The following is a 21,131-nucleotide window of genomic DNA, read 5'->3' on the forward strand; positions in this document are numbered from 1 at the left end:
CCTGCCGCCCGCCGCCCGCCAGCCTGCCTGCCTGCAGCCCCGCCGTCCGCGCGGGGCATTAAACAAAGCTTCCCTCCGTTCGTCTATCGATCAGTGACTTGCACGTCCGTAGCGGATGCGGGGACGCGCACGCCGATTGTTATCGTTTTACTAACCACGAGGTAAATCTTTTCATGACTTCCCGACCTAACACGCCCGCCAGGCTGCTGGCCGTCTCCATCCAGCTGGCCCTCGCCAGCGGCTACGCCTGCGCGGCCGACGCCAGGCTGCCCACCGTGGAGGTGCGCGCCACCGCCGACAAGGACAGCGCCTACATCGCCAGACGCAGCTCGGCGGGCGCCAAAACCGACACCCCCATCATCGAAACGCCGCAGTCTGTGTCGGTGGTCACCTCCGAGCAGTTCACCACGCAAGGCGCGGGCGACCTGATGGACGCACTGGGGTACACCGCCGGCGTGACCCGCCTGGAAGCGAACGACAAGACCACCGACGGCTTCATGCTGCGCGGCTTCTCCGCCGGCGCCGGCGGGGGCTCCATGTACCGCGACGGCGCCAAGTTCATGGTCAACGTATACGACGGCAAACAGGAACTGTATGGCCTGGAGCGCATCGAAGTGCTGAAGGGCGCAGCGTCCGTGCTGTACGGCGCGGCCGCGCCGGGCGGCATCATCAACACCGTGAGCAAGCGCGCCCGCGCCGACATGGTGAACGAAGTAAATCTGGAGGTAGGCAACCTGTCGCGCAAGCAGCTCACCGCCGACGTGGGCGGCGCGCTGGACGCGGCCGGCCAGGTCTACTGGCGTGTAACCACGCTGCTGCGCGACAGCGGCACCATGACCGGCCACGTGGACGACGACCGCATCTACATTGCTCCCACCCTGACCTGGCAGCTGGGCACCAACACCAGTCTGAGCCTGCTGTCGCACTACCAGCGCGACAACACGGCATACAACTACGCGCTGCCGGTGGAAGGCACCATCGCGCCCAATCCGAACGGCGCCCTGTCGCGCCACCTGTTCACGGGCGAGCCGGGCTACGACAAGTACAAAAACACGCAATACTCCGCCGGCTACCAGCTGGACCACAAGTTCAGCGAGAACACCCGGCTGCACCACGGCCTGCGCTACTTCAAGACCGATATCGACTTCCCGTCCACCAGCCTGTATGGCTGGGCGCCGGGCACCGGCGCGGCCGGGCTGCTGATCCAGGGACGCGGCGCGCAGGACCGCACCGACGAATCGCACATGGCCACGGCGGACGCCTTCGTCGAGCACAAGCTGCAGACCGGCGCACTGAACCACCGCATCCTGCTGGGCGGCGACTACACCTACCAGTTCCACAGCAGCGAACGCTATAACCGGACCATCGCCCCGATCAATATGTTCAACCCGGCCTACGGCGCGCAGCCGGGCGCGCAGCGCCAGCTGTTCGACTGGTATCCGGACACCAAGCAGCGCCGCGCCGGTGCCTACCTGCAGGACCAGATGAAGCTGGACCGCCTGGTGCTGCTGGCCGGCGTCCGCCACGACAACACCAACGAGACCACCGCGCCGCTGACGCCGCCGAAGTCCTGGTCCAAGGAGAAGAACAGCGACTGGACCGGCCGCGCAGGCGCCGTCTACCTGTTCGACAACGGCCTGGCGCCGTTCGCCAGCTGGAGCCAGTCCTTCGAGCCGGCCAGCGGCGTGGACAAGGACGGCAACCGCTTCAAGCCCACCCATGGCGAGCAGTTCGAAGCCGGCGTGCGCTACCAGCCGGGCAACGGCAGCACCATGCTCAGCGCCACCGCCTACCAGCTGACGCAGAGCGACGTGCTGGCGCCGGACCCGAACGCCCCCGCAAGCAATCCGGGCGCGCAGATCCAGGTGGGCGAGATCCGCTCGCGCGGCTTTGAGCTGGAAGCCCGCACCGCGCTGAACAAGCAGATCAACCTGGTGGCGGCCTACGCGTATACGGACGCGCGCATCACCCGCATGACCATTCCCTCCTACATCGGCAAGCGCCAGGGCGGCGTGCCGTACAACCAGCTGTCGCTGTGGGCCGACTACAGCGCGCCGTTCGGCGTGCAGGGCCTGAAGGCCGGCCTGGGCGCGCGCTACGTGGGCGAAACCGTTGGCACCTGGGTGGCGGGCAAGATCCCGGCGGCCACCATTGCCGACGCCATGGTCAGCTATGACTACCAGAACTGGCGCCTGGCGCTGAATGTGCGCAACCTGGCGGACAAGAACTACATCGCCTCCTGCACCTACGGCTGCTTCTTCGGCGCCTCGCGCGAGATCAAGCTGAACGCCGGCTACCGCTTCTAATCTTCATCCTGATCTGCCTGCTGATGTAAAGCCTGGCCCCGCAGCGCAAGCTGCGGGGCCTTTTTGCCTTATACGCTGGCTTCCGCGCCCAGCAGTGCCGCGGCCTGCTGCAGCCACGCTGCGTCGCGCATCAGCGAGTAGTGGTCGGCAGCCACTTCCCTGGCCGCGAGGGTGCCCAGCTGGCGGGCCAGGGCAGACTGATCGGCTCCCGCGCGGCCCGCCACCCACCAGCATTGCGCGGTGCAGGCCAATGCCGGCGCCGGCCCGGCCTCGATCGACAGTGCCTTCAGGTGGCGCGCCACCTCGAAGCTGCGCACGATCTCGGCGGCCCCCATGCCCGCCAGCGCGGACTGCGCAGCCGCTCCCCCTGCCAGCAACAGCGCCACCAGCCCTTCCATGTCCGCCGCCACCGCACCTTGCAGCTCGGGGCGCAGCGTTTCCAGGTCCGCCTTCGGCAGCACGATGCCAAGGAATTCGGCGAAGTCTGCCTGCCAGGCCGGCATGGGCATGGCCGACACGCCCGCCACGTAGGGGTCGGCCAGTGCCAGCAACGACACTGTCTGTCCCTGCGCCTCCAGCGCGCCGGCCGCCATCGCCGCCAGCGTGCCGCCCAGCGACCAGCCGAGCAGGCGGTATGGCCCCTCGGGCTGCGCCTGGCGGATCAGCGCCGCATAGTCGGCCGCCATCTGCTCCAGCGACGCGTCCACATGGCCGGCCTGCGACAGCATGCGGCAGGCAATGCCGTACACCGTGGCCACGCCGTCGAGCTGGCGCGCCAGCGGCTGGTAGTCGAACACCGTGCCGAAGCCGGCGTGGATGCAGAACAGCGCCTCCTTGCCGCTGCGGTTCAGCGCTATCACGCCCGGAGCCGCGCTCTCCAGTCCCAGCAAGCTGGCGATGGTGGGCTTTTGCATCAGGTCCCGCAGCTTGAAGCTGAAGCGCTCATCCTTCAGGGCGCGCAGGCGGGAGATCAGCTTCAGGCAAAGCAGCGAGTCGCCGCCCAGCTCGAAGAAATTGTCCGTCTCGCCCACCTGCTCCACGCCCAGCACCTCCTGCCACACCTGCGCCATGCGCTGCGCGGCCGGTGTGGATGGCGCACGGTATGCGCGCTCCGGATGCGCCGCGATGGCGGGCAAGGCGTGCCGGTCCAGCTTCCCGGTCGGCAGGCGGGGCAGTTTGGGCAGCACGGCATACGCCGCCGGCTGCATGAAGTCCGGCAGCGCGGCGGCCAGTGCCTCCCTGGCCCGCCCGGCCAGCGCATCGGCAGACTCATCGGCCGCGCCATCGGCCACGTCGCCGGCGGCGAGGTAGGCCAGCAGGCGGCGCCCAGCCGCGTCGTCGCTGGCGATCACCGCCACGTCGCGCACGCCCTCCACCTTCAGCAGCTGTGCTTCGATCTCGCCAAGCTCGATGCGGAAGCCGCGTATCTTCACCTGGTGGTCGGCACGGCCGATGTACTCGGCATTGCCATCCTCCAGCCAGCGCACCAGGTCCCCGGTACGGTACAGGCGCCCGCCGCCGCCGCCGAACGGGTCGGCCACGAAACGCTCGGCGGTCAATGCGCCGCGGCCGAGGTAGCCGCGCGCCAGGCCGTAGCCGCCGATATACAGCTCGCCGACCGCGCCCGGCGGCACTGGCTGCAGGTCTGCATCCAGCACGTAGGCGGTGCGGTCGCCGACCGGCCGGCCGATGGGCGCATAGGCGCAATCGAAAGTCTGGTCCCCGCGCGCCTGCCAGATCAGCGGCGTGACCACTGCCTCAGTGGGCCCATAGCCGTTAATCAGGCGCTGCGGGCGCAGGTGGCGGCGCACCTTGTCGTAGCCCGCCTTGGGCATGGCTTCGCCGCCGAACACATACAGGTCCACCGGCGGCGGATTGCCTTCGGCACCGGCCCAATCGGCCAGCTGGCCCAGGTAGGCAGGCGGGAACGCCACGTTGGACACCTGGTAGCGGTGCAGCGCATCGCAGGCCTGCTCGGCGGTCCAGATTTCAGGATCGCGGATCGCCACGGCGGCGCCGATGGTCAGTGCGCTGATCCAGCGCTCATGCGCGCCGTCGAACGAGAACGACATGAACAGCAATTCGCAGGAGTCCGGGCCCATGCCATATATCTCGGCCGTGGCCGCGCAATGCATGGCCAATGGGCCATGCGCCACCGCCACGCCCTTCGGCTGGCCGGTGGAGCCGGAAGTGTAGATCGCATACGCCAGCTGGTGCGCGTGCTGCGCCAGGCCGGGGTTGCGGGTGCTGAAACCGTCCAGTTCCAGCGTTTCCAGCAGCACCGTGGGGCACGGCAACTGGTGGCTGTACTGCGAGCTGGCCAGCAGCAGCGCCGGGGCGCAGTCGCGCACGATGTACTCCAGCCGCTCCTGTGGATATTCCGCGTCCAGCGGCACGTAGCAGCCGCCGGCCTTCATGATGGCCAGCAGCGCCACGATCATCTCCAGCGACCGTGGCAGCAGCACCGCCACGCGCTGCTCCGGCTCCAGGCCCTGGGCCAGCAACCAGTGCGCAAGGCGGTTGGCGCGCTCATTGAGCTCCCGGTAGTTCAGCTCGGAGTCTCCCATCAGCAGCGCAATCGCCTCGCCGCGGCCCTCGGCGTGACGCTCTATCTGGCGGTAAACCCAGTCGGGACGCGACGGCGCACTGGTGCGGCCCAGCGCCTCGGTGCTGAGGCGCGCCAGCCGTTCCGCATGCGCGGCGCCGGTGCGGGGCAATTCGCCCAGCGGCGCGTCCGGCCGCGCCAGCATGCGGTGCAGCAGCTCGTCCATCTCGGCGCGAACTTCCTCGACCGCCGCCGCGCTGAAGCCTGAGCGCGCGTAGCAGTACTCGATCTCCAGCGTGTCCTTGAGCGTCACCTGCAAGTCCATGGCGTAGCCGGTAAGGCCTTCGCTATGGATCGGTCCGAAGCGCAGGCCAAGGTCGTCCGCGCAGCGCAGCGCGCTGCTGACGGGATAGTTCTCGAATACCACGATGCTGTCGAACAGCGGCTGCCCGGCGGAGCCGCCCCAGCGCTGGATATCCGCCAGCGCCGCGTATTCATGTTCGCGCGCTTCCAGGTTGGCGCTCTGCAGCTGCCGCAGGTAGCCGCCCACGGTCCACTCGGGGCGGCGCGCAGCCACCACGGGAATGGTGTTGATGAACAGGCCCACCATGTCCTCCGCGCCATCCAGCCCGGCCGGACGGCCGGCGACAGTGGCGCCGAAGCATACCGTCTCCTTGCCCAGCCGCCGCTGCAGAATGATGGCCCACGCGGCCTGCACCACGGTATTGACAGTGACGCGCTGGCTGCGCGCGAACTCGGACAGGGAATGCGTCCGGGCCTTGTCCCACGTCAGGTAGATCTTGCCGTAGCCGGTTTCGCCGCCGCTGCGGCCGGCCAGCAGGCTGGGGCCGTCCAGCGCGGCCAGCGCACCGGTCCAGTAGCGCTCCGTGGCCGCCGCGTCGCGCGTGTCGAGCCAGCGGATATAGTCGCCGTAGTGTGCCTGCACGGGAGGCAGCGCTTGAGCGGCGTAGGCCTGGAGCAGTTCACCCAGCAGGCGGGACTGGCTCCAGCCGTCCAGCAGGATATGGTGCATGGTCAGCAGCAGGTGGTGGCGCTGGCCGGGCAATGCCACCAGCATCAGGCGCGCCAGGGCCGGCTTGCCGAACGGCGTTTCGCGCAGCAGTTCGGTGGACACCAGCGCGTCCACTTCGGCGGCCGCATCGGCTACGCTGGCGGCGCTGAGGTCCAGCGCTTCCACGAACGGCGCGGCCTCGCGCCACACCAGTTGCAGCGGACGGGCCAGGGTTGGCTGCCACAGGAAACTGGTGCGCAGGATGGCGTGGCGCCGCACCATGGCCTGCCAGGCGGCGGCCAGTCGGGCGCTGTCGAGGCCTTCGACCGGGACGCTGAGCTGGTTCACGTACAAGCCCGTGCCGGGAGACTCCAGGGTCAGGAACAGCATGCCCTCCTGCAGGGGCGAGAGCGGGTAGACGTCCTCGATCTGCGCGGGATCGACGCCGAGCTGCTGGAGCTCGGAAGCGGGCAGGTAGTCGTGCAGTTTTCCGGGTGCGGCCGGGGGGCCCGCGTGCGGCATCGCCGGCGCCTGCACCGGCGCAAGGACGGGAGCGAGTGCCGCCACGGTCTGGTGCTCGAACAGCTGCCTTGGGGTGACGGTCCAGCCGGCGCGGCGCAAGCGTGCCACGATCTGGAGACTGACGATGGAATCGCCGCCCAGCTCGAAGAAGTTGTCCCGGCGGCTCACGCGCGCCAGGCCGAGCACCTCGGACCAGGCTTGCGCCAATGCCAGTTCAGCGTCGCCTTGGGGCGCTTCGTATACCACCGCCTGCGCGTCCGGCTGCGGCAGCGCTTTGCGGTCCACCTTGCCGTTCGGCGTTTGCGGCAGGCGCTCCATGACCATCACGGCGGCGGGCACCATATGGTCGGGCAGCGCGCCTTCCAGCGCGGCTTTCAGCGCGGATGAGACGTCGGCGGCAGCAGTTGGCGTCGCTGCGGGTAGCTCGGCAGGCATAGCGGACGGTGTCCCGCGCGGCATCGCTGCGGACAACGCGGCGCTGTGTAGCGACACGTAGGCTGCCAGGCGCATGCCCGCCGGGCCTTCCTGCGCCACCACTACCGCTTCTGCTACTTCAGGCTGTGCCAGTAGTTGGGCTTCGATCTCTCCCAGCTCGATGCGGAAGCCGCGTATCTTCACCTGGTGGTCCAGGCGGCCCAGGTATTCGAGCTGGCCGTCCGCGCCCCAGCGAACCAGGTCGCCGGTGCGGTACAGGCGCTGGCCTGCCGCGCCGAACGGGTCGGCCACGAAGCGCTCCGCGCTCAGCGCCGGGCGGTTCATGTAGCCGCGCGCCAGGCCTACGCCGCCGATGTAAAGCTCGCCCGTCACACCCTGCGGCACGGCTTGCAGCGTGGCGTCCAGCACGTACAGCTGCGTGCCGGCGATCGGGCCGCCGAGGGCGACTTCGCCTGCGTCAAGGCGGCGCACGCTGGACCAGATGGTCGTTTCGGTCGGGCCGTACATATTCCACAGTTCCACGCCGCCCTGCCGCAGGGCGGCCGCCAGGTCGGGCTGCAGCGCTTCGCCACCGCACAGGCCCTTGATGCGGCCAGGCCCCCAGCCCGAAGCGAGCAGCATGCGCCAGCCGGACGGCGTGGCCTGCACGATAGTGGCCTGCGCGGCCATCGGCAGGATGTCATCCGCCCCCTGTGCCGTGAGCAGGATCTGCGCGCCGCTTATCAGCGGCAGGAATAGCTCCAGCGCGGCGATGTCGAAAGCGAGCGACGTCAGGGCCAGTACGCGGTCGTCGGCGGTGATGCCAGGCGCTTCGCGCATGCTGAGCAGGAAGTGGCTCAGCGCCCCATGCCGCACCGCGACGCCTTTGGGCTTGCCGGTGGAGCCGGAGGTGTAGATGGCGTAGGCCAGGTGATCGGCGTGCAGCGGGACATCAGGATTGCCGCTGTGCGTTGCCGCTGCTGCGGCTGCAGCGGTTTCCGGACTGCTTGCGCGAAGCGGATTGTGCCCGGGCGGCAGGGCCGGAACGGCTGGAGCGTCAAGCGCGTCCAGCGCCAGCACGGTGGAGGCGCCGTGCGGGATACGGCCGAGCAGCGTCGAGTGCGTGAGCAGGTGGCCGATGCCGCCATCCTGCATCACGTATGCCAGGCGGTCCTGCGGATAATTTGGGTCCAGCGGCACGTAGGCAGCGCCGGACTTCAATACGGCCAGCAGCGCGACGACCATGTCCACGCCGCGCTCCAGCGCAATGCCGACCTTGCACTCCGGCGCAACGCCCAGCGAAATCAGGTGGTGGGCGAGCCGGTTGGCGCGGGCGTTCAGCTCTGCATAGGTCAGCCGCTCGCCGCCGCATGCCAGCGCCGCAGCGTCCGAGGTCCGGGCCGCCTGCTGCTCGAACATGCGATGCACGGGCATGCTGGCCTCAAAATGTATCTCGCTTCTCCCCAATGCCAGCACGTCCAGCTGTTCAATGCCCGGCGCAATGCCCACATTCCCGACCAGCGCCTGCTGCGCCAGCTCGGCCAGCACATGGCGCCACTGCGCAATCAGGTCCGACACGTGCGCCTCCGCCAACTGCACCGCGTCAAAGCTGGCGCGCCCGGACAACTTGCCGCCCAAGGCAATCGACAGCGTCAAAGCATAGTTGGTTTGCTCGCGGTTCGCCAGCAGCTCGAACCGCGTGCCTCCCGGCGCGGCATTCTTCAACGCCTCGTCCACCGGATAGTTCTCGAACACCACCAAGGTATCGAACAGCCCCTGGCCACCCTGTCCAGCCCAACGCTGGATATCGTAGAGCGGCGTATGCTCATGCTCGCGCGCTTCCAGATTCACGGCCTGCAGGCCGCGCAGCCAACCGCCCACCGGCGCATCGGTGTCGATACGGCACACCACCGGCAGGGTGTTGATGAACATGCCCTGCATCTGCTCCGCGCCGGCAAGGTCGGCCGGACGGCCGGACGTGGTAGCGCCGAAGCAGACCGCAGCCTGGCCGGTATGACGGCCCAGCACCAGTGCCCACGCGGCCTGCACCACCGTGTTGACCGTCACGCGCTCGCGCCTGGCGAAGTCCTGCACTGCCTGCGTCGCTTCCGCGTCAAGCGTGAAATAATGCTCGCCATACCCTGCTCCGCCCGCCGGGCGCGGCGCTGCACCGGCAAGACGGGTGGGCTCGTCCAGCTTCGCGAGCTGATTGCGCCACCACGCTTCGCTGGCAGCCGCGTCGCGCTGCTGCAGCCAGCCGATGTAGTCGCGGTATCGGCCTTTCGGCGGCGCCAGCCGCGCGCCGTCATAGGCGCGCAGCACGTCGCCCATCAGTTGGGACGTGCTCCAGCCGTCCGTCAGCAAGTGATGCGTCGTCCAGATGAAGTGGTGGCGGCTGTCGCCGGTGCGCGCCAGCACGAGGCGCATCAGCGGCGCCTGGTCCAGCGGGAAACCTGCGTCCAGCTCCGCCTGGGCCAACGCGTCCAGCGCACCCATGCGGTCATGCGCACCGGCGTTCTTACCGGCGTGCCCGCTGGCCCGGGCCAGCGTCAGATCGACTTCCCGCCATGGCAGAGCAACCTGCCTGGCCACCCATTGCARMGGCACTTCGCGCTGATGCAGGAAGCCCGTGCGCAGCACGTCGTGCCGCTCGAAGGCCTGCTGCCAGGCCGCCTTGAAGCGCGCCGGGTCCAGCCCTTCGATCTCCACGCGCAGCTGGTTCAGGTAAGCCCCGCCCTTCGGYTCGTACACRCTGTGGAACAGCATCCCCGACTGCATCGGCGACAGCGGATACAGGTCCGCCAGCTGCGCCAGATCCAGCGGCAGCGCGTCGAGTTCATCCTGCGYCAGCTTCGCCAGCGGCACGTCCGACGGCGTAATACCGCGCACGCCGCTGGTGCAATGCGCYACCAGCGCCTCCAGTTCGGACTGGAAGCCCTCCGCCAGCGCCGCCACCGAGGCCGCGTCGAAGCGCGCCGCGCTGTAGCCGATGCGCAGGCTCAGCGAGCCTTCGTGCACCTGGCCRTTGATGGACAGCTCGTGCGTCAGCGGCGCCGCCGGGTCGACAGGATCGCCGCCCGATTCGCCGGCCAGCGTCCACAAGCCATCCTCCGCAAAGCTGCCTTCGAACTGGCCCAGGTAGTTGAACACCACCTGCGCCTGCGGCAGCGACGCCAGCACCGCGCGCTGCCGCGCATCGCCCAGGTGGCGGAACACGCCATGGCCCAGGCCCTTGTTGGGCACGGCGCGCAGCATTTCCTTGGTGCGCTTGAGCGCTTCGCCCAGGCTGCCCTGCGCCGACAGCGCCACCGGGAACAGGCTGGTGAACCAGCCAACGGTGCGGNGCGCGCAGCATTTCCTTGGTGCGCTTGAGCGCTTCGCCCAGGCTGCCCTGCGCCGACAGCGCCACCGGGAACAGGCTGGTGAACCAGCCAACGGTGCGGCTCAGGTCCACCTGTTCGAATAGGTCTTCGCGGCCGTGCCCTTCCAGATCGACCAGGATGCGTTCATGGCCCGACCAGCGGCACAACGCGCGGCCCAGCGCGGTGAGCAGGATATCGTTGATCTGCGTACGGTAGGCGGCCGGCGCCTGCTGAAGCAGCGCTTGTGTGGCGGCTGCATCCAGGCGGACTTCGGCCGTCGCCGTGTCTCGCCCTGTACGCGCGCCATCCGGGCGGTCGCACGGCAGCGCGGCGGGCACGCCGGCCAGCGCGCGCCAGTAATCCAGTTCTCCGGCATACTGCGCCGGATACGTCGCCAGCGCAGCACCCCAGGACTGGACACTGCTGGTGCGCGGCGCGAGGCGCACGGCGGCGCCTGCAGCGGCCTGGCCATAAGCGGCCTGCAGGTCTTCCAGCAGGATGCGCCAGGATACGCCGTCCACCACCAGGTGATGGATGGCCAGCAGCAGGCGCTCGCTGCCGTCGGCCATGGCAATCAGCACGGCGCGCAGCAGCGGGCCGGAACCAATATCCAGGCTGCGCTGCGCTGCCTGGCACACCGCCTCCAGCTCCGCCGCGCCGGCGGCGCTGCGACGCCACAGCGATTTGTCCGCCATGCCATGCTCAAAGGCGGCATAACGCTGCGACCATCCGCCGGTGCAGTCCTGCGTGAAGCGCAGGCGCAAGGCGTCGTGCTGTTCAATCACGGCGGCCAGCGCCGCGCGCAGTGCGTCGCCGTCCAGTGGCTGGCGGCAGTGCAGCAGCACCGACTGGTTCCAATGGCTGCGGTTCCCCAGCGCCATGCCGAAGAAACCCGATTGCAGCGGCAGCAGCGCCGCCACGCCCACGGGCGCGGCTTGTTCCAGAGCCAGCGACGCGTCGCGGTGCACCAGCGGTGCCAGCTCGGCTACCGTCTGGCGTTCAAACAGCATTTTCGGCGCAAGCTTGTAACCCTCGCGCCGCACACGGGCAACGATCTGCAGGCTCAGGATGGAATCCCCACCCAGCTCGAAGAAATTATCATGCCGTCCGGGCCGGGCTACGCCCAGCACTTCGCCCCAAATCCGGGTCAGCATTTCTTCCTGTTCGCCTTGCGGTGCCTCGTACCCGGCCGCGATGAACTCAGGCTTGGGCAAGGCATGCCGGTCCACTTTACCGCTCGGATTCAGCGGCAGGCTTGCCAGTACCACGATAGCAGACGGCACCATGTAGTCAGGCAGCACGGCGGCCAGGGCTGCCTTCAGCGCGGCCGCGCTTAACGCCGTGCTGTCCGGGCCCGCTACGTAGGCCACAAGGCGCATCCCGGCAGGCCCTTCCTGTGCCACAGCCACTGCTTCCGCCACACCGTGCTGCAGCAGCAGCTGCGATTCGACTTCACCCAGCTCGATGCGGAAGCCGCGTATTTTTACCTGGTGATCCAGACGGCCCAGGTATTCCATTTGTCCGTCCGCGCGCCAGCGAACCAGATCGCCGGTGCGGTACATGCGTCCGCCGTCCACGCTGAAAGGATCCGCCACGAAGCGCTCTGCGCTCAGCTCCGGACGGTTCAGGTAGCCGCGCGCCAGGCCGTTGCGGCCTACATAGAGTTCGCCAGCCATCCCAGCCGGCACCTGGTTCAGGTCCGCGTCCAGTACGTAGGCTGCGCGGTCGCCTACCACGTTGCCAATCGGCATATAGGATGCTTCAAATGCGTCGCCTGCGTGCATGACGCCTATCATCGGCGTAATCACGGTCTCCGTCGGGCCGTAGCCGTTGATGACGCGCTGCGGCTTGAGCACGCGCTGCACCAGCGCGTAGCTGGCGCGCGACATCGCTTCGCCACCCACGGTATAGGAACGGATCGGCAGGTCTTCCGCGCTCTCGCCAACGATCTCCGCCAGTTGGTGGAGATAGCTCGGCGTAAAGCAGGCAATCGTGATGCCGTGCTTGCGCACCATGTCGCAGGTGTGCTGCACATCCCACATGTCGTTATCGCGCGGCATAAGCGCCGATCCGAATGCCAGCGGCACCAGCCAGCGCTCGTGCGCGCCGTCGAAATTGATGGAGGCGAACTGCAGCTCGCGGTCCTGCGGCGTCATGCCGTAACGCCGGCCGATGGTGTGGACGTGCATGGCAAGCGGCCCATGCGCCACCGCCACGCCCTTCGGGCGGCCGGTGGAGCCGGATGTATAGATGATGTAGGCCAGGTTGTCGGCGTGCAGCGCCACCTCCGGGTTGCCGGCGCCGGCCCCGGAGAGGTCGAGCGTATCCACGGCCAGCACTCTCGCGCCGCCGCAAGGCACGCGCGGCTGCACATGCGACTGCGTGAGCAGGAATGCGATGGCACTGTCCTGCACCATGTAGGCCAGGCGGTCGGATGGATAGTCCGGGTCCAGCGGCACATAGGCGCCGCCGGCCTTGAGCACGGCCAGCAGCGACACCACCATGTCCACGCTGCGCTCCAGCGCGATGCCGACCAGCGTTTCCGGCCGCACGCCCCGCGCAATGAGACGGTGCGCCAAGCGGTTGGCGCGCTCGTTCAGTTCAGCGTAACTCAGCTTTTCGTCGCCGAAAATGAGGGCCAGCGCGGCGGGATCGCGCGCAGCCTGGGCTTCGATCTGGCGGTGCACCAGTGCACAGCCATCGTAGCTGTCCGGATTGGCGCCCCAGCGCGCCAACGCCTCCACTTCCGGATCCCCCAGCAGCGGCAGGCCGGCAACGGTTTGCTGCGGCGCCTCCGCCAGCGCATGCAGCACTGTAATGTAGTGCTGCACCAGGCGTTCCATTGTGTCGGCGCTGAACAGCTCCGCAGCATAGCTGACGGTGGCGTCAATGCCGCCGTCCTGTCGTTCCGTGGTATCCAGCACCAGCTCCAGCTGGGCGGCGAGTTTTGGCAGCGGATAAGCTGCTACGTCCAGGCCCGGCAGCGCGTCCAGCGCGCCGTCCTGGCTGCGCTGGTGGTTGAACATGGTCTGGAACAGCGGGTTCTGGCCCAGCGTGCGCTCGATCTGCAAAGCCTCCACCAGCTGGTCGAACGGCAGATCCTGGTGCGCCTGCGCCGCCAGCGCGGAGGTCTTGGCCTGCTGTAGCGCCTCCTCCAGCGTAGTCTGGCCGTGCAGCACATTGCGCAGCACCTGTGTATTGACGAAGAAGCCGATCAGCGGTCCGGTCTCCGCCCGGTGCCGGTTCGCCACCGGCACGCCGACACGGATGTCGCCAAGGCCGCTGTACCGCTGCAGCAAAACCTGCCAGCCCGCCAGCAGCGCCGTGAACAGCGTGGCACCGCTAGCGCGCACGCGCTGCCGCAGGCCCTGTACCAGCGGCGCTGGCAGGCTTACCATGACTTGGCCGGCGCTGTACTGGCCGTCCGCGCGGCGCGGCACGTCCGTGTGCAGCTGCAGCACCGGCTGGGCGCCGCCCAGCTCATTCTGCCAGTAGGCCAGCTGGCGCTCGCGCTCTCCGGCATCGAGCCAGCTACGCTGCCACAGCGCGTAGTCCGCATACTGTATTGGCAAGGCTTCCAGCCCGGTGACAGTTCCCTGCCGGTACATGCGGTACAGCGCGCTGAACTCCTGCGTAACGACATTGAGCGACCAGCCATCGGAAATGATGTGATGCATGACCAGCACCAGGATGTGCCGGGTGGCCGATACACGCAGTATGCCCACGCGCAGGAGCGGGCCGCTGCGCAGGTCGAATGGCTGTGCGGCCAGCGCCTGAGCGGCGCGCTTGACTGCTGGCTCGCCATCCGCCGCGTAAGCCTGTTCCAGATCGCTCACGCTAACATCTGCCTCCTGCCCAGCCCGGATCTCCTGCCAGGCGGCGCCGTCTTCGTCCTCGCTGAACACCGTGCGCAGCGACTCGTGCCGCGCCACCAGCGCATTGAAACTGCTGCGGGCTGCGTCGATGTCCAGTTCGCCCTTCAGTTCAAGCGCCCCGGCGATGTGGTAGGCGGCACTGGCGGGATCGAGGTTCCACAGGAACCACTGACGCGCCTGGGCGAACGACAGACGCGAACGCGCGCCGCGCTGCTGAGGAACGATGGGCAGCTGGGCGAAGTCGATGCCCTGCTCTTTCAGCAGTGCGAGGAATTTTTCCTGCTTGTCGGCGCTCAGGCCTGCGTAGCGTTGTGCGAGTGCGAATTTTTGTGCGTGATTCATGTTCAATCCTCGAGCGCGGCGAGCATGGCGTCCATCGCCAGCAAGTCTTGCTGTTCAGTTTCTGCGGACGACCGGGAGTGCTGCAGCAGCGCTGCTGCCAGCAGTTGCAAAGTCGTTTGTTCGAAGTAGATGCGGTGCGGGACGTCCATGCCGAGCTGCTGCTTCACGCGCGCGTGCAGTTGCAGGACCGTGATGGAGTGTCCTCCCAGCTCGAAGAAGTTGTCGTGCCGGCCCACTTCGGCGGTGCCCAGTAGTTCGCGCCAGATCTGCGCCAGCGCCAGTTCGGTGTTTCCTTGCGGCGCCTCGTAGGCGGATGCCGGGGCATCCAGCTGCGGCAGTGCTTTGCGGTCCACCTTGCCGTTGGGGGTTTGCGGCAGGCGCTCCAGGACCATCACGGCGGCGGGCACCATGTAGTCGGGCAGCGCGCCGGCCAGCGCGGATTTCAGCGCAGCGGCCAGGTCAGCAGCAGAGGATGGCGACGCTGCGGGTATCGCGGTGAGCGACCCGGCGGGCATCGCGGCGGAGCGCAGCGATACGTAGGCTGCCAGCCGCATGCCCGCCGGGCCTTCCTGCGCCACCACTACCGCTTCTGCTACTTCCGGCTGTGCCAGTAGTTGGGCTTCGATCTCTCCCAGCTCGATGCGGAAGCCGCGTATCTTCACCTGGTGGTCCAGGCGGCCCAGGTATTCGAGCTTGCCGTCCGCGCCCCAGCGAACCAGGTCGCCGGTGCGGTACAGGCGCTGGCCCGCTGCGCCGAACGGGTCGGCCACGAAGCGTTCAGCGCTCAGCGCCGGGCGGTTCAGGTAGCCGCGCGCCAGGCCTACGCCGCCGATGTAAAGCTCGCCCGCCACACCCTGAGGCACGGCCTGCAGCGTGGCGTCCAGCACGTATAGCTGCGTGCCGGCGATCGGGCCGCCGAGGGCGATTTCGCCTGCTTCGAGCCGGCGCACGCTGGACCAGATGGTTGTTTCGGTCGGGCCATACATATTCCATAGCTCTACGCCGGCCTGCTGCAGCGCGGCTGCCAGGTCGGGCTGCAGCGCTTCACCGCCGCACATGCCCTTGATGCGGCCAGGCTCCCAGCCCGAAGCAAGCAGCATGCGCCAGCCGGACGGCGTGGCCTGCACGATGGTGGCCTGCGCGGCCATCGGCAGGATGTCATCCGCCCCCTGTGCCGTGAGCAGGATCTGNGGCTGCCAGGTCGGGCTGCAGCGCCTCGCCACCGCACAGGCCCTTGATGCGGCCTGGCTCCCAACCGGAAGCGAGCAGCATGCGCCAGCCGGACGGCGTGGCCTGCACGATGGTGGCCTGCGCGGCCATCGGCAGGATGTCATCCGCCCCCTGTGCCGTGAGCAGGATCTGCGCGCCGCTTATCAGCGGCAGGAAAAGCTCCAGCGCGGCGATGTCGAAGGCGAGCGAAGTCAGGGCCAGCACGCGGTCGCTGGCGGTTATGCCGGGCGCTTCGCGCATGCTGAGCAGGAAGTGGCTCAGCGCCTCGTGCCGGACCGCCACGCCTTTGGGCTTGCCGGTGGAGCCGGAGGTGTAGATGGCGTAGGCCAGGTGATCGCCGTGCAGCGGGACATCAGGATTGCCGCTGTGCGTTGCCGCTGCTGCAGGGGCTGCAGCGGTTGCCGGACTGCTTGCGCGAAGCGGATCGTACCCGTCCGGCAGGGCCGGAACGGCTGGAGCGTCAAGCACGTCCAGCGCGAGCACGGTGGCGGCGCCGTGCAGGATACGGCCGAGCAGCGTCGAGTGCGTGAGCAGGTGGCCGATGCCGCCATCCCGCATCACGTAGGCCAGGCGGTCCTGCGGATAGTTCGGGTCCAGCGGCACGTAGGCAGCGCCGGACTTCAATACGGCCAGCAGCGCGACGACCATGTCCACCCCGCGCTCCAGCGCGATGCCGACCTTGTACTCCGGCGCAACGCCCAGCGAAATCAGGTGGTGCGCCAAACGATTGGCGCGGGCGTTCAGCTCCGCGTAGCTCAGCCGCTCGCCACCGCATGCCAGCGCCACAGCGTCCGGGCTCTGCGCGGCCTGCTGCTCGAACATGCGGTGCACTGGCATGGCGGCATCGGCATGCGCGTCGCGCCTGCCGCGCTTCAGCAAGACTGCTTGCGCTTCCGCGTCCGCGAGCGGCACATTGCCGGACACCGCCTGCAACGGGAAATTGGCCAGCAGCGAATGCCACTGCTGCAGCAATGCGTCGACGTCGGACGCAGAGAAGTGCGCGCCGTCGTAGCCAGCCTTGACCAGCAGCGTATGGGACAGCGACACCGTCAGCGTCAGTGGGTAGCTGGTCTGTTCACGGCTTGCGCGCAACGTGAAACTGGTGCCATGTGGCGCCCGCTTCAGCGCCTCATCGACCGGATAGTTTTCGTACACGAGCAACGTATCAAAGAGTCCCTGGCCGCCCTGCCCCGCCCAGCGCTGGATGTCGTACAGCGGCGTGTACTCATGCTCGCGCATGCCGATATTGTGCGCCTGGAGCGCACGCAGCCACGCTCCCGTGCCAAGAGCCGGGTCCACGCGGCAGATCATGGGCAGTGTGTTGATGAACATGCCCTGCATCTGGTCCGCCCCCGCCAGTTCCGCCGGGCGCCCCGACGTGGTGGCGCCGAAGCACACCGTCTCTTGGTTAGTAATGCGCGCCAGCAGCAAGGCCCACGCGGCCTGTACCACCGTGTTGACCGTCACGCGCTCGCTGCGGGCATACTCCTGCAGGGACAGCACAGCAGCTGCATCCAGCACCAGCTGGCGCTCGCCATGGCCGCTTGCCTCGCGCGGACGGGGCATTGCGCCGGACAGGCGCGTCGGCGCGTCCAGCTGCGCCACCTGTCCGCACCACCAGGTCTCGCTGGCCGAGAGGTCGCGCGCCTGCATCCAGGCGATGTAGTCGCGATAGCGGTGCGGCGGCGGCGCCAGCGAAGCGCCCTCATACGCGCGCAATACATCGCCCATCAGCTGGGACATGCTCCAGCCGTCCGTCAGCAGATGGTGCGCGGTCCAGATGAAGTGCTGGCTGGCGCAACCGGTGCGCACCAGGGCGAGCCGCACCAAAGGCGGCCGGTCCAGCGCGAACGGCGCTTCCAGCTCGGACTGCGCCAGTGCATCCAATGCCTCCGCTTGGCCCCGATGGGCGCGCAGATCATGCTCGCGCCAAGGCAAGTCCACCGAATGCGCCACCCACTGCATGGGCGTCGCGCGCTGGTGCAGGAAGCCCGTTCTCAGCACATCGTGACGATTGAAGACCATGTTCCAGGCGTGGCGGAAGCGTGCGGCGTCCACTCCCTCGATGTCGACTCGCAGCTGGTTCAGGTAGACGCCGCCAGCGGCATCGAGCACGCTGTGGAACAGCATCCCGGCCTGCATGGGGGACAAGGGATAGACGTCTGCCACGTCCGCCGGGTCCAGGCCAAGGCTTGAGATGTGCTCCGGGGTGGCTTCGGGCAGGGCTGCCAGGGGCGCTGGCGGTTTGGCCGGCGCTTCGCGGACCGCCTCCAGTGATCGCAGCGCGGCTGCCAGTTCGGCGATGGTCTGGCGCTCAAACATCAACCTTGGCGTGACGTTCCAGCCGGCACGACGGGCGCGCGCCACGATCTGCAGGCTGAGGATGGAATCGCCGCCGAGTTCAAAGAAATTGTCGTGGCGGCCCAATTGGTGGATGCCGAGGACTGCGCGCCATATGGCCGCAAGCGCGTTCTCTTGCTCGCCATGGGGTTCTTCGAATGCGGTCGCCGACAGTTCGATTGAGGGGAGCGCCTTGCGGTCCACTTTGCCGTTCGGCGTTTGCGGCAGGCGCTCAAGGACCACTACGGCGGCGGGCACCATGTAGTCGGGCAGCGCTTCGGCCAGCGCGGCTTTCAGCGCGGCGGCGACGTCAGTGGCCGCCGCCGGCGTCGCTGCGGGCAACGCGAAAGGCATCGCGGCGGCGTGCAGCGACACATAAGCTGCCAGGCGCGTGCCTGCCGGGCCTTCCTGCGCCACCACGACAGCTTCGGCCACCTCCGGCTGCGCCAGCAATTGCGCTTCGATCTCGCCCAGCTCGATGCGGAAGCCGCGTATTTTCACCTGGTGGTCCAGGCGCCCCAGATATTCGAGCTGGCCGTCGGCACCCCAGCGAACCAGGTCGCCGGTACGGTACAGGCGCTCGCCCGCCGCACCAAACGGGTCTGCCACGAAACGCTCCGCGCTCAGCGCCGGGCGGTTCATATAGCCGCGCGCCAGGCCGACGCCGCCGATGTAAAGTTCGCCCGCCACACCCTGCGGCACGGCTTGCAGCGTGGCGTCCAGCACGTACAGTTGCGTGCCGGCAATTGGACCGCCGAGGGCGACTTCGCCTGCTTCCAGGCGGCGTACGCTGGACCAGATGGTCGTTTCGGTCGGTCCGTACATATTCCATAGCTCCACACCGGCCTGCTGCAGGGCGGCTGCCAGGTCGGGCTGCAGCGCCTCGCCACCGCACAGGCCCTTGATGCGGCCTGGCTCCCAACCGGAAGCGAGCAGCATGCGCCAGCCGGACGGGCCTGCGCGGCCATCGGCAGGATGTCATCCGCCCCCTGTGCCGTGAGCAGGATCTGCGCGCCGCTTATCAGCGGCAGGAAAAGCTCCAGCGCGGCGATATCAAAAGCGAGCGACGTCAGGGCCAGCACGCGGTTGTCGGCAGTGATGCCTGGCGCTTCGCGCATGCTGAGCAGGAAGTGACTCAGCGCCTCGTGCCGGACCGCCACGCCTTTGGGCTTGCCGGTGGAGCCGGAAGTATAGATGGCATAGGCCAGGTGATCGCCGTGCAGCGCGACGTCGGGATTTCCGCAGTGCGCGGCCGCTGCCGGCCAGCTTGCCCCAAGGGGTTCGTGCGCGTCCAGTGCCAGCACGGTGGCGGCGCCTTGCGGGATACGGCCGAGCAGCGCGGTCTGGGTGAGCAGGTGGCCGATGCCGCCGTCCTGCATCACGTAGGCGAGCCGGTCCTGCGGATAGTCCGGGTCCAGCGGCACGTAGGCAGCGCCGGACTTCAGCACGGCCAGCAGCGCGGCGACCATGTCCACGCCGCGCTCCAGCGCGACACCAACCTTGCGCTCGGGCCCAACGCCCAGCGAAATCAGGTAGTGCGCCAAACGATTGGCGCGGGTGTTCAGGGCTGCATAGGTCAGCCGCTCGCCGCCGCATGTCAGCGCCGCTGCGTCCGGGGTCTGGGCGGCCTGCTGCTCGAACATGCGGTGCACCGGCGTGCTGGCGTCGAAGGAAAGCGGGCTTTCTCCCCAACCGGCCAGCTGCGCCAGATCCTGGGTGCCGAGCAGCGGCATGTCTCCCAATGTCTGGCCGGCGTCTTCTGCGAAGTGCCGCAGCACGGTTTCATAGTGGCGCAGCATGCGCGCCATGGCGGCGCTGCCGAACAGCTCCGCCGCATAGGTGAGCGCCGCCTCGACCGTGCCGTCCGGATGCTCTGTCGTATCCAGCACCAGTTCCAGCTGGGCGGCCTGCTTCCCAAGCTCATAGCGCGTCACGTTCAGACCCGGCAAGGAGTCCAGTCCGCCGCCGGCCCGCTGATGGTTGTACATCACCTGGAACAAGGGATTCTGGCCCAGCACGCGCTCCACCTGCAAAGCATCCACCAGCTGCTCGAAAGGCAAGTCCTGATGCTCCTGGGCGGCCAGCGCGGCCGTCCTCGCCCGCTCCAACGCCTGCTCCAGCGTGTGCTCGCCTTGCAGCTCGCTGCGCAGTACCTGCGTGTTGACGAAGAAGCCCAGCATGCCGCTGGTCTCGCTGCGGTGGCGGTTTGCGGACGGTATGCCGACGCGGATATCCGCCATGCCGCTGTAGCGGTGCAGCAGCACCTGCCAGCCGGCCAGCAGCACCATGAACAGCGTGGCGCCGCGCGCCTGGACGAGCCGTTGCAAATCCTGGACCAGCGCAACCGGTATAACCGCTCGCGCACGCGCGGCACGGTACTGACCGTCGCTGCGGCGGGCGCCATCCGCATGCAGCTGAAGCACTGGCTGTTTCCCGCCCAGGTGCGCGCGCCAATACGCCAGTTGCCGCTCGCGCTCTCCCGCCTCGAGCCAGCTGCGCTGCCACAGCGCATAGTCCGCGTACTGTACGGACAGCGGCGGCAGGTCTGCCGTGCCGCCCAAGCGCGCCGCGCGGTACAGTTCCGCGAACTCCCGCGTCAGCACGTCCAGGGACCAGCCGTCGGAAATAATGTGATGCATGGCCAGCACCAGCACATGGCGCTGTGCGCTCTCGCGTATCAGGCCCACGCGCAGCAAAGGCCCCTGCCGCAGGTCGAACACCCGGTTGGCGCAGGCCTCGGCGGCGGCGCGCACTGCACCGTCGCGCTCTTCGGGCGCATGTGCGGACAGCGCGATCAGCTGAAACTCCGGCGCCAGCACCGGCAGCACCTCTTGCCAGGCCTCGCCGTCTTCCGTTTCGCGGAACACAGTCCGCAGCGCTTCATGGCGCGCGGACAGCGCATCGAAGCAACTGCGCACCGCCTCCACATCCAGCTCGCCGTCCAGGCGCAGCGCGCCGCTGATGTGGTAAGCCGTGCTGTCCGGGTCCAAATTCCACAGGAACCATTGCCGCGCCTGCGCATACGAAAGCGGCGGATTGCCTTCGCGCCGGCATGGAACAATTGGTATCCGCGCCAGGGAAATTCCTTGTCCCTGCATGTGCCGGTGAACGGCTGCCCGCTGTTCGCGGTTCAGATTGGCGAATTTCTCGGCGATGCGCTGCTCAATTGTTCCTTGCATTTCA

The 21,131-nt window shown here is 68.2% G+C and carries 3 protein-coding genes and 3 pseudogenes; 1 reads left to right on the forward strand and 5 read right to left on the reverse strand.

What is annotated here, in order from left to right:
* Window positions 1-173 precede the first annotated feature (173 nt).
* Window positions 174-2,306: a TonB-dependent siderophore receptor gene (locus tag ASC94_RS14440; protein ID WP_056395908.1), complete on the forward strand. Its 2,133-nt coding sequence runs from the start codon at window positions 174-176 to the stop codon at window positions 2,304-2,306.
* Between the two features lie 68 nt (window positions 2,307-2,374).
* Here the strand turns inward: ASC94_RS14440 and ASC94_RS34300 are convergent, their stop codons facing one another.
* The 5 genes and pseudogenes from ASC94_RS34300 to ASC94_RS14460 all read right to left on the reverse strand — a co-directional run.
* Window positions 2,375-10,108 carry a non-ribosomal peptide synthetase gene (locus ASC94_RS34300; RefSeq protein WP_056395913.1) on the reverse strand — a complete coding sequence of 2,578 codons (7,734 nt, stop codon included), beginning with the start codon at window positions 10,106-10,108 and terminating at the stop codon, window positions 2,375-2,377.
* Between the two features lie 35 nt (window positions 10,109-10,143).
* Window positions 10,144-14,378 (reverse strand): annotated as a pseudogene (locus ASC94_RS34305) (amino acid adenylation domain-containing protein); the annotation flags it as partial.
* 2 nt (window positions 14,379-14,380) lie between these two features.
* On the reverse strand, window positions 14,381-15,568 hold a 1,188-nt coding region (locus tag ASC94_RS14450), incomplete at its 5' end, for a non-ribosomal peptide synthetase (RefSeq protein ID WP_157201497.1).
* 1 nt (window position 15,569) lies between these two features.
* A pseudogene (locus ASC94_RS34310) lies at window positions 15,570-18,887 on the reverse strand (condensation domain-containing protein); the annotation flags it as partial.
* Window positions 18,888-18,943: 56 nt separating this feature from the next.
* Window positions 18,944-21,127 (reverse strand): annotated as a pseudogene (locus ASC94_RS14460) (condensation domain-containing protein); the annotation flags it as partial.
* Window positions 21,128-21,131 lie beyond the last annotated feature (4 nt).

The organism is Massilia sp. Root418 (genome assembly GCF_001425265.1).
Lineage (GTDB): Bacteria > Pseudomonadota > Gammaproteobacteria > Burkholderiales > Burkholderiaceae_D > Rugamonas.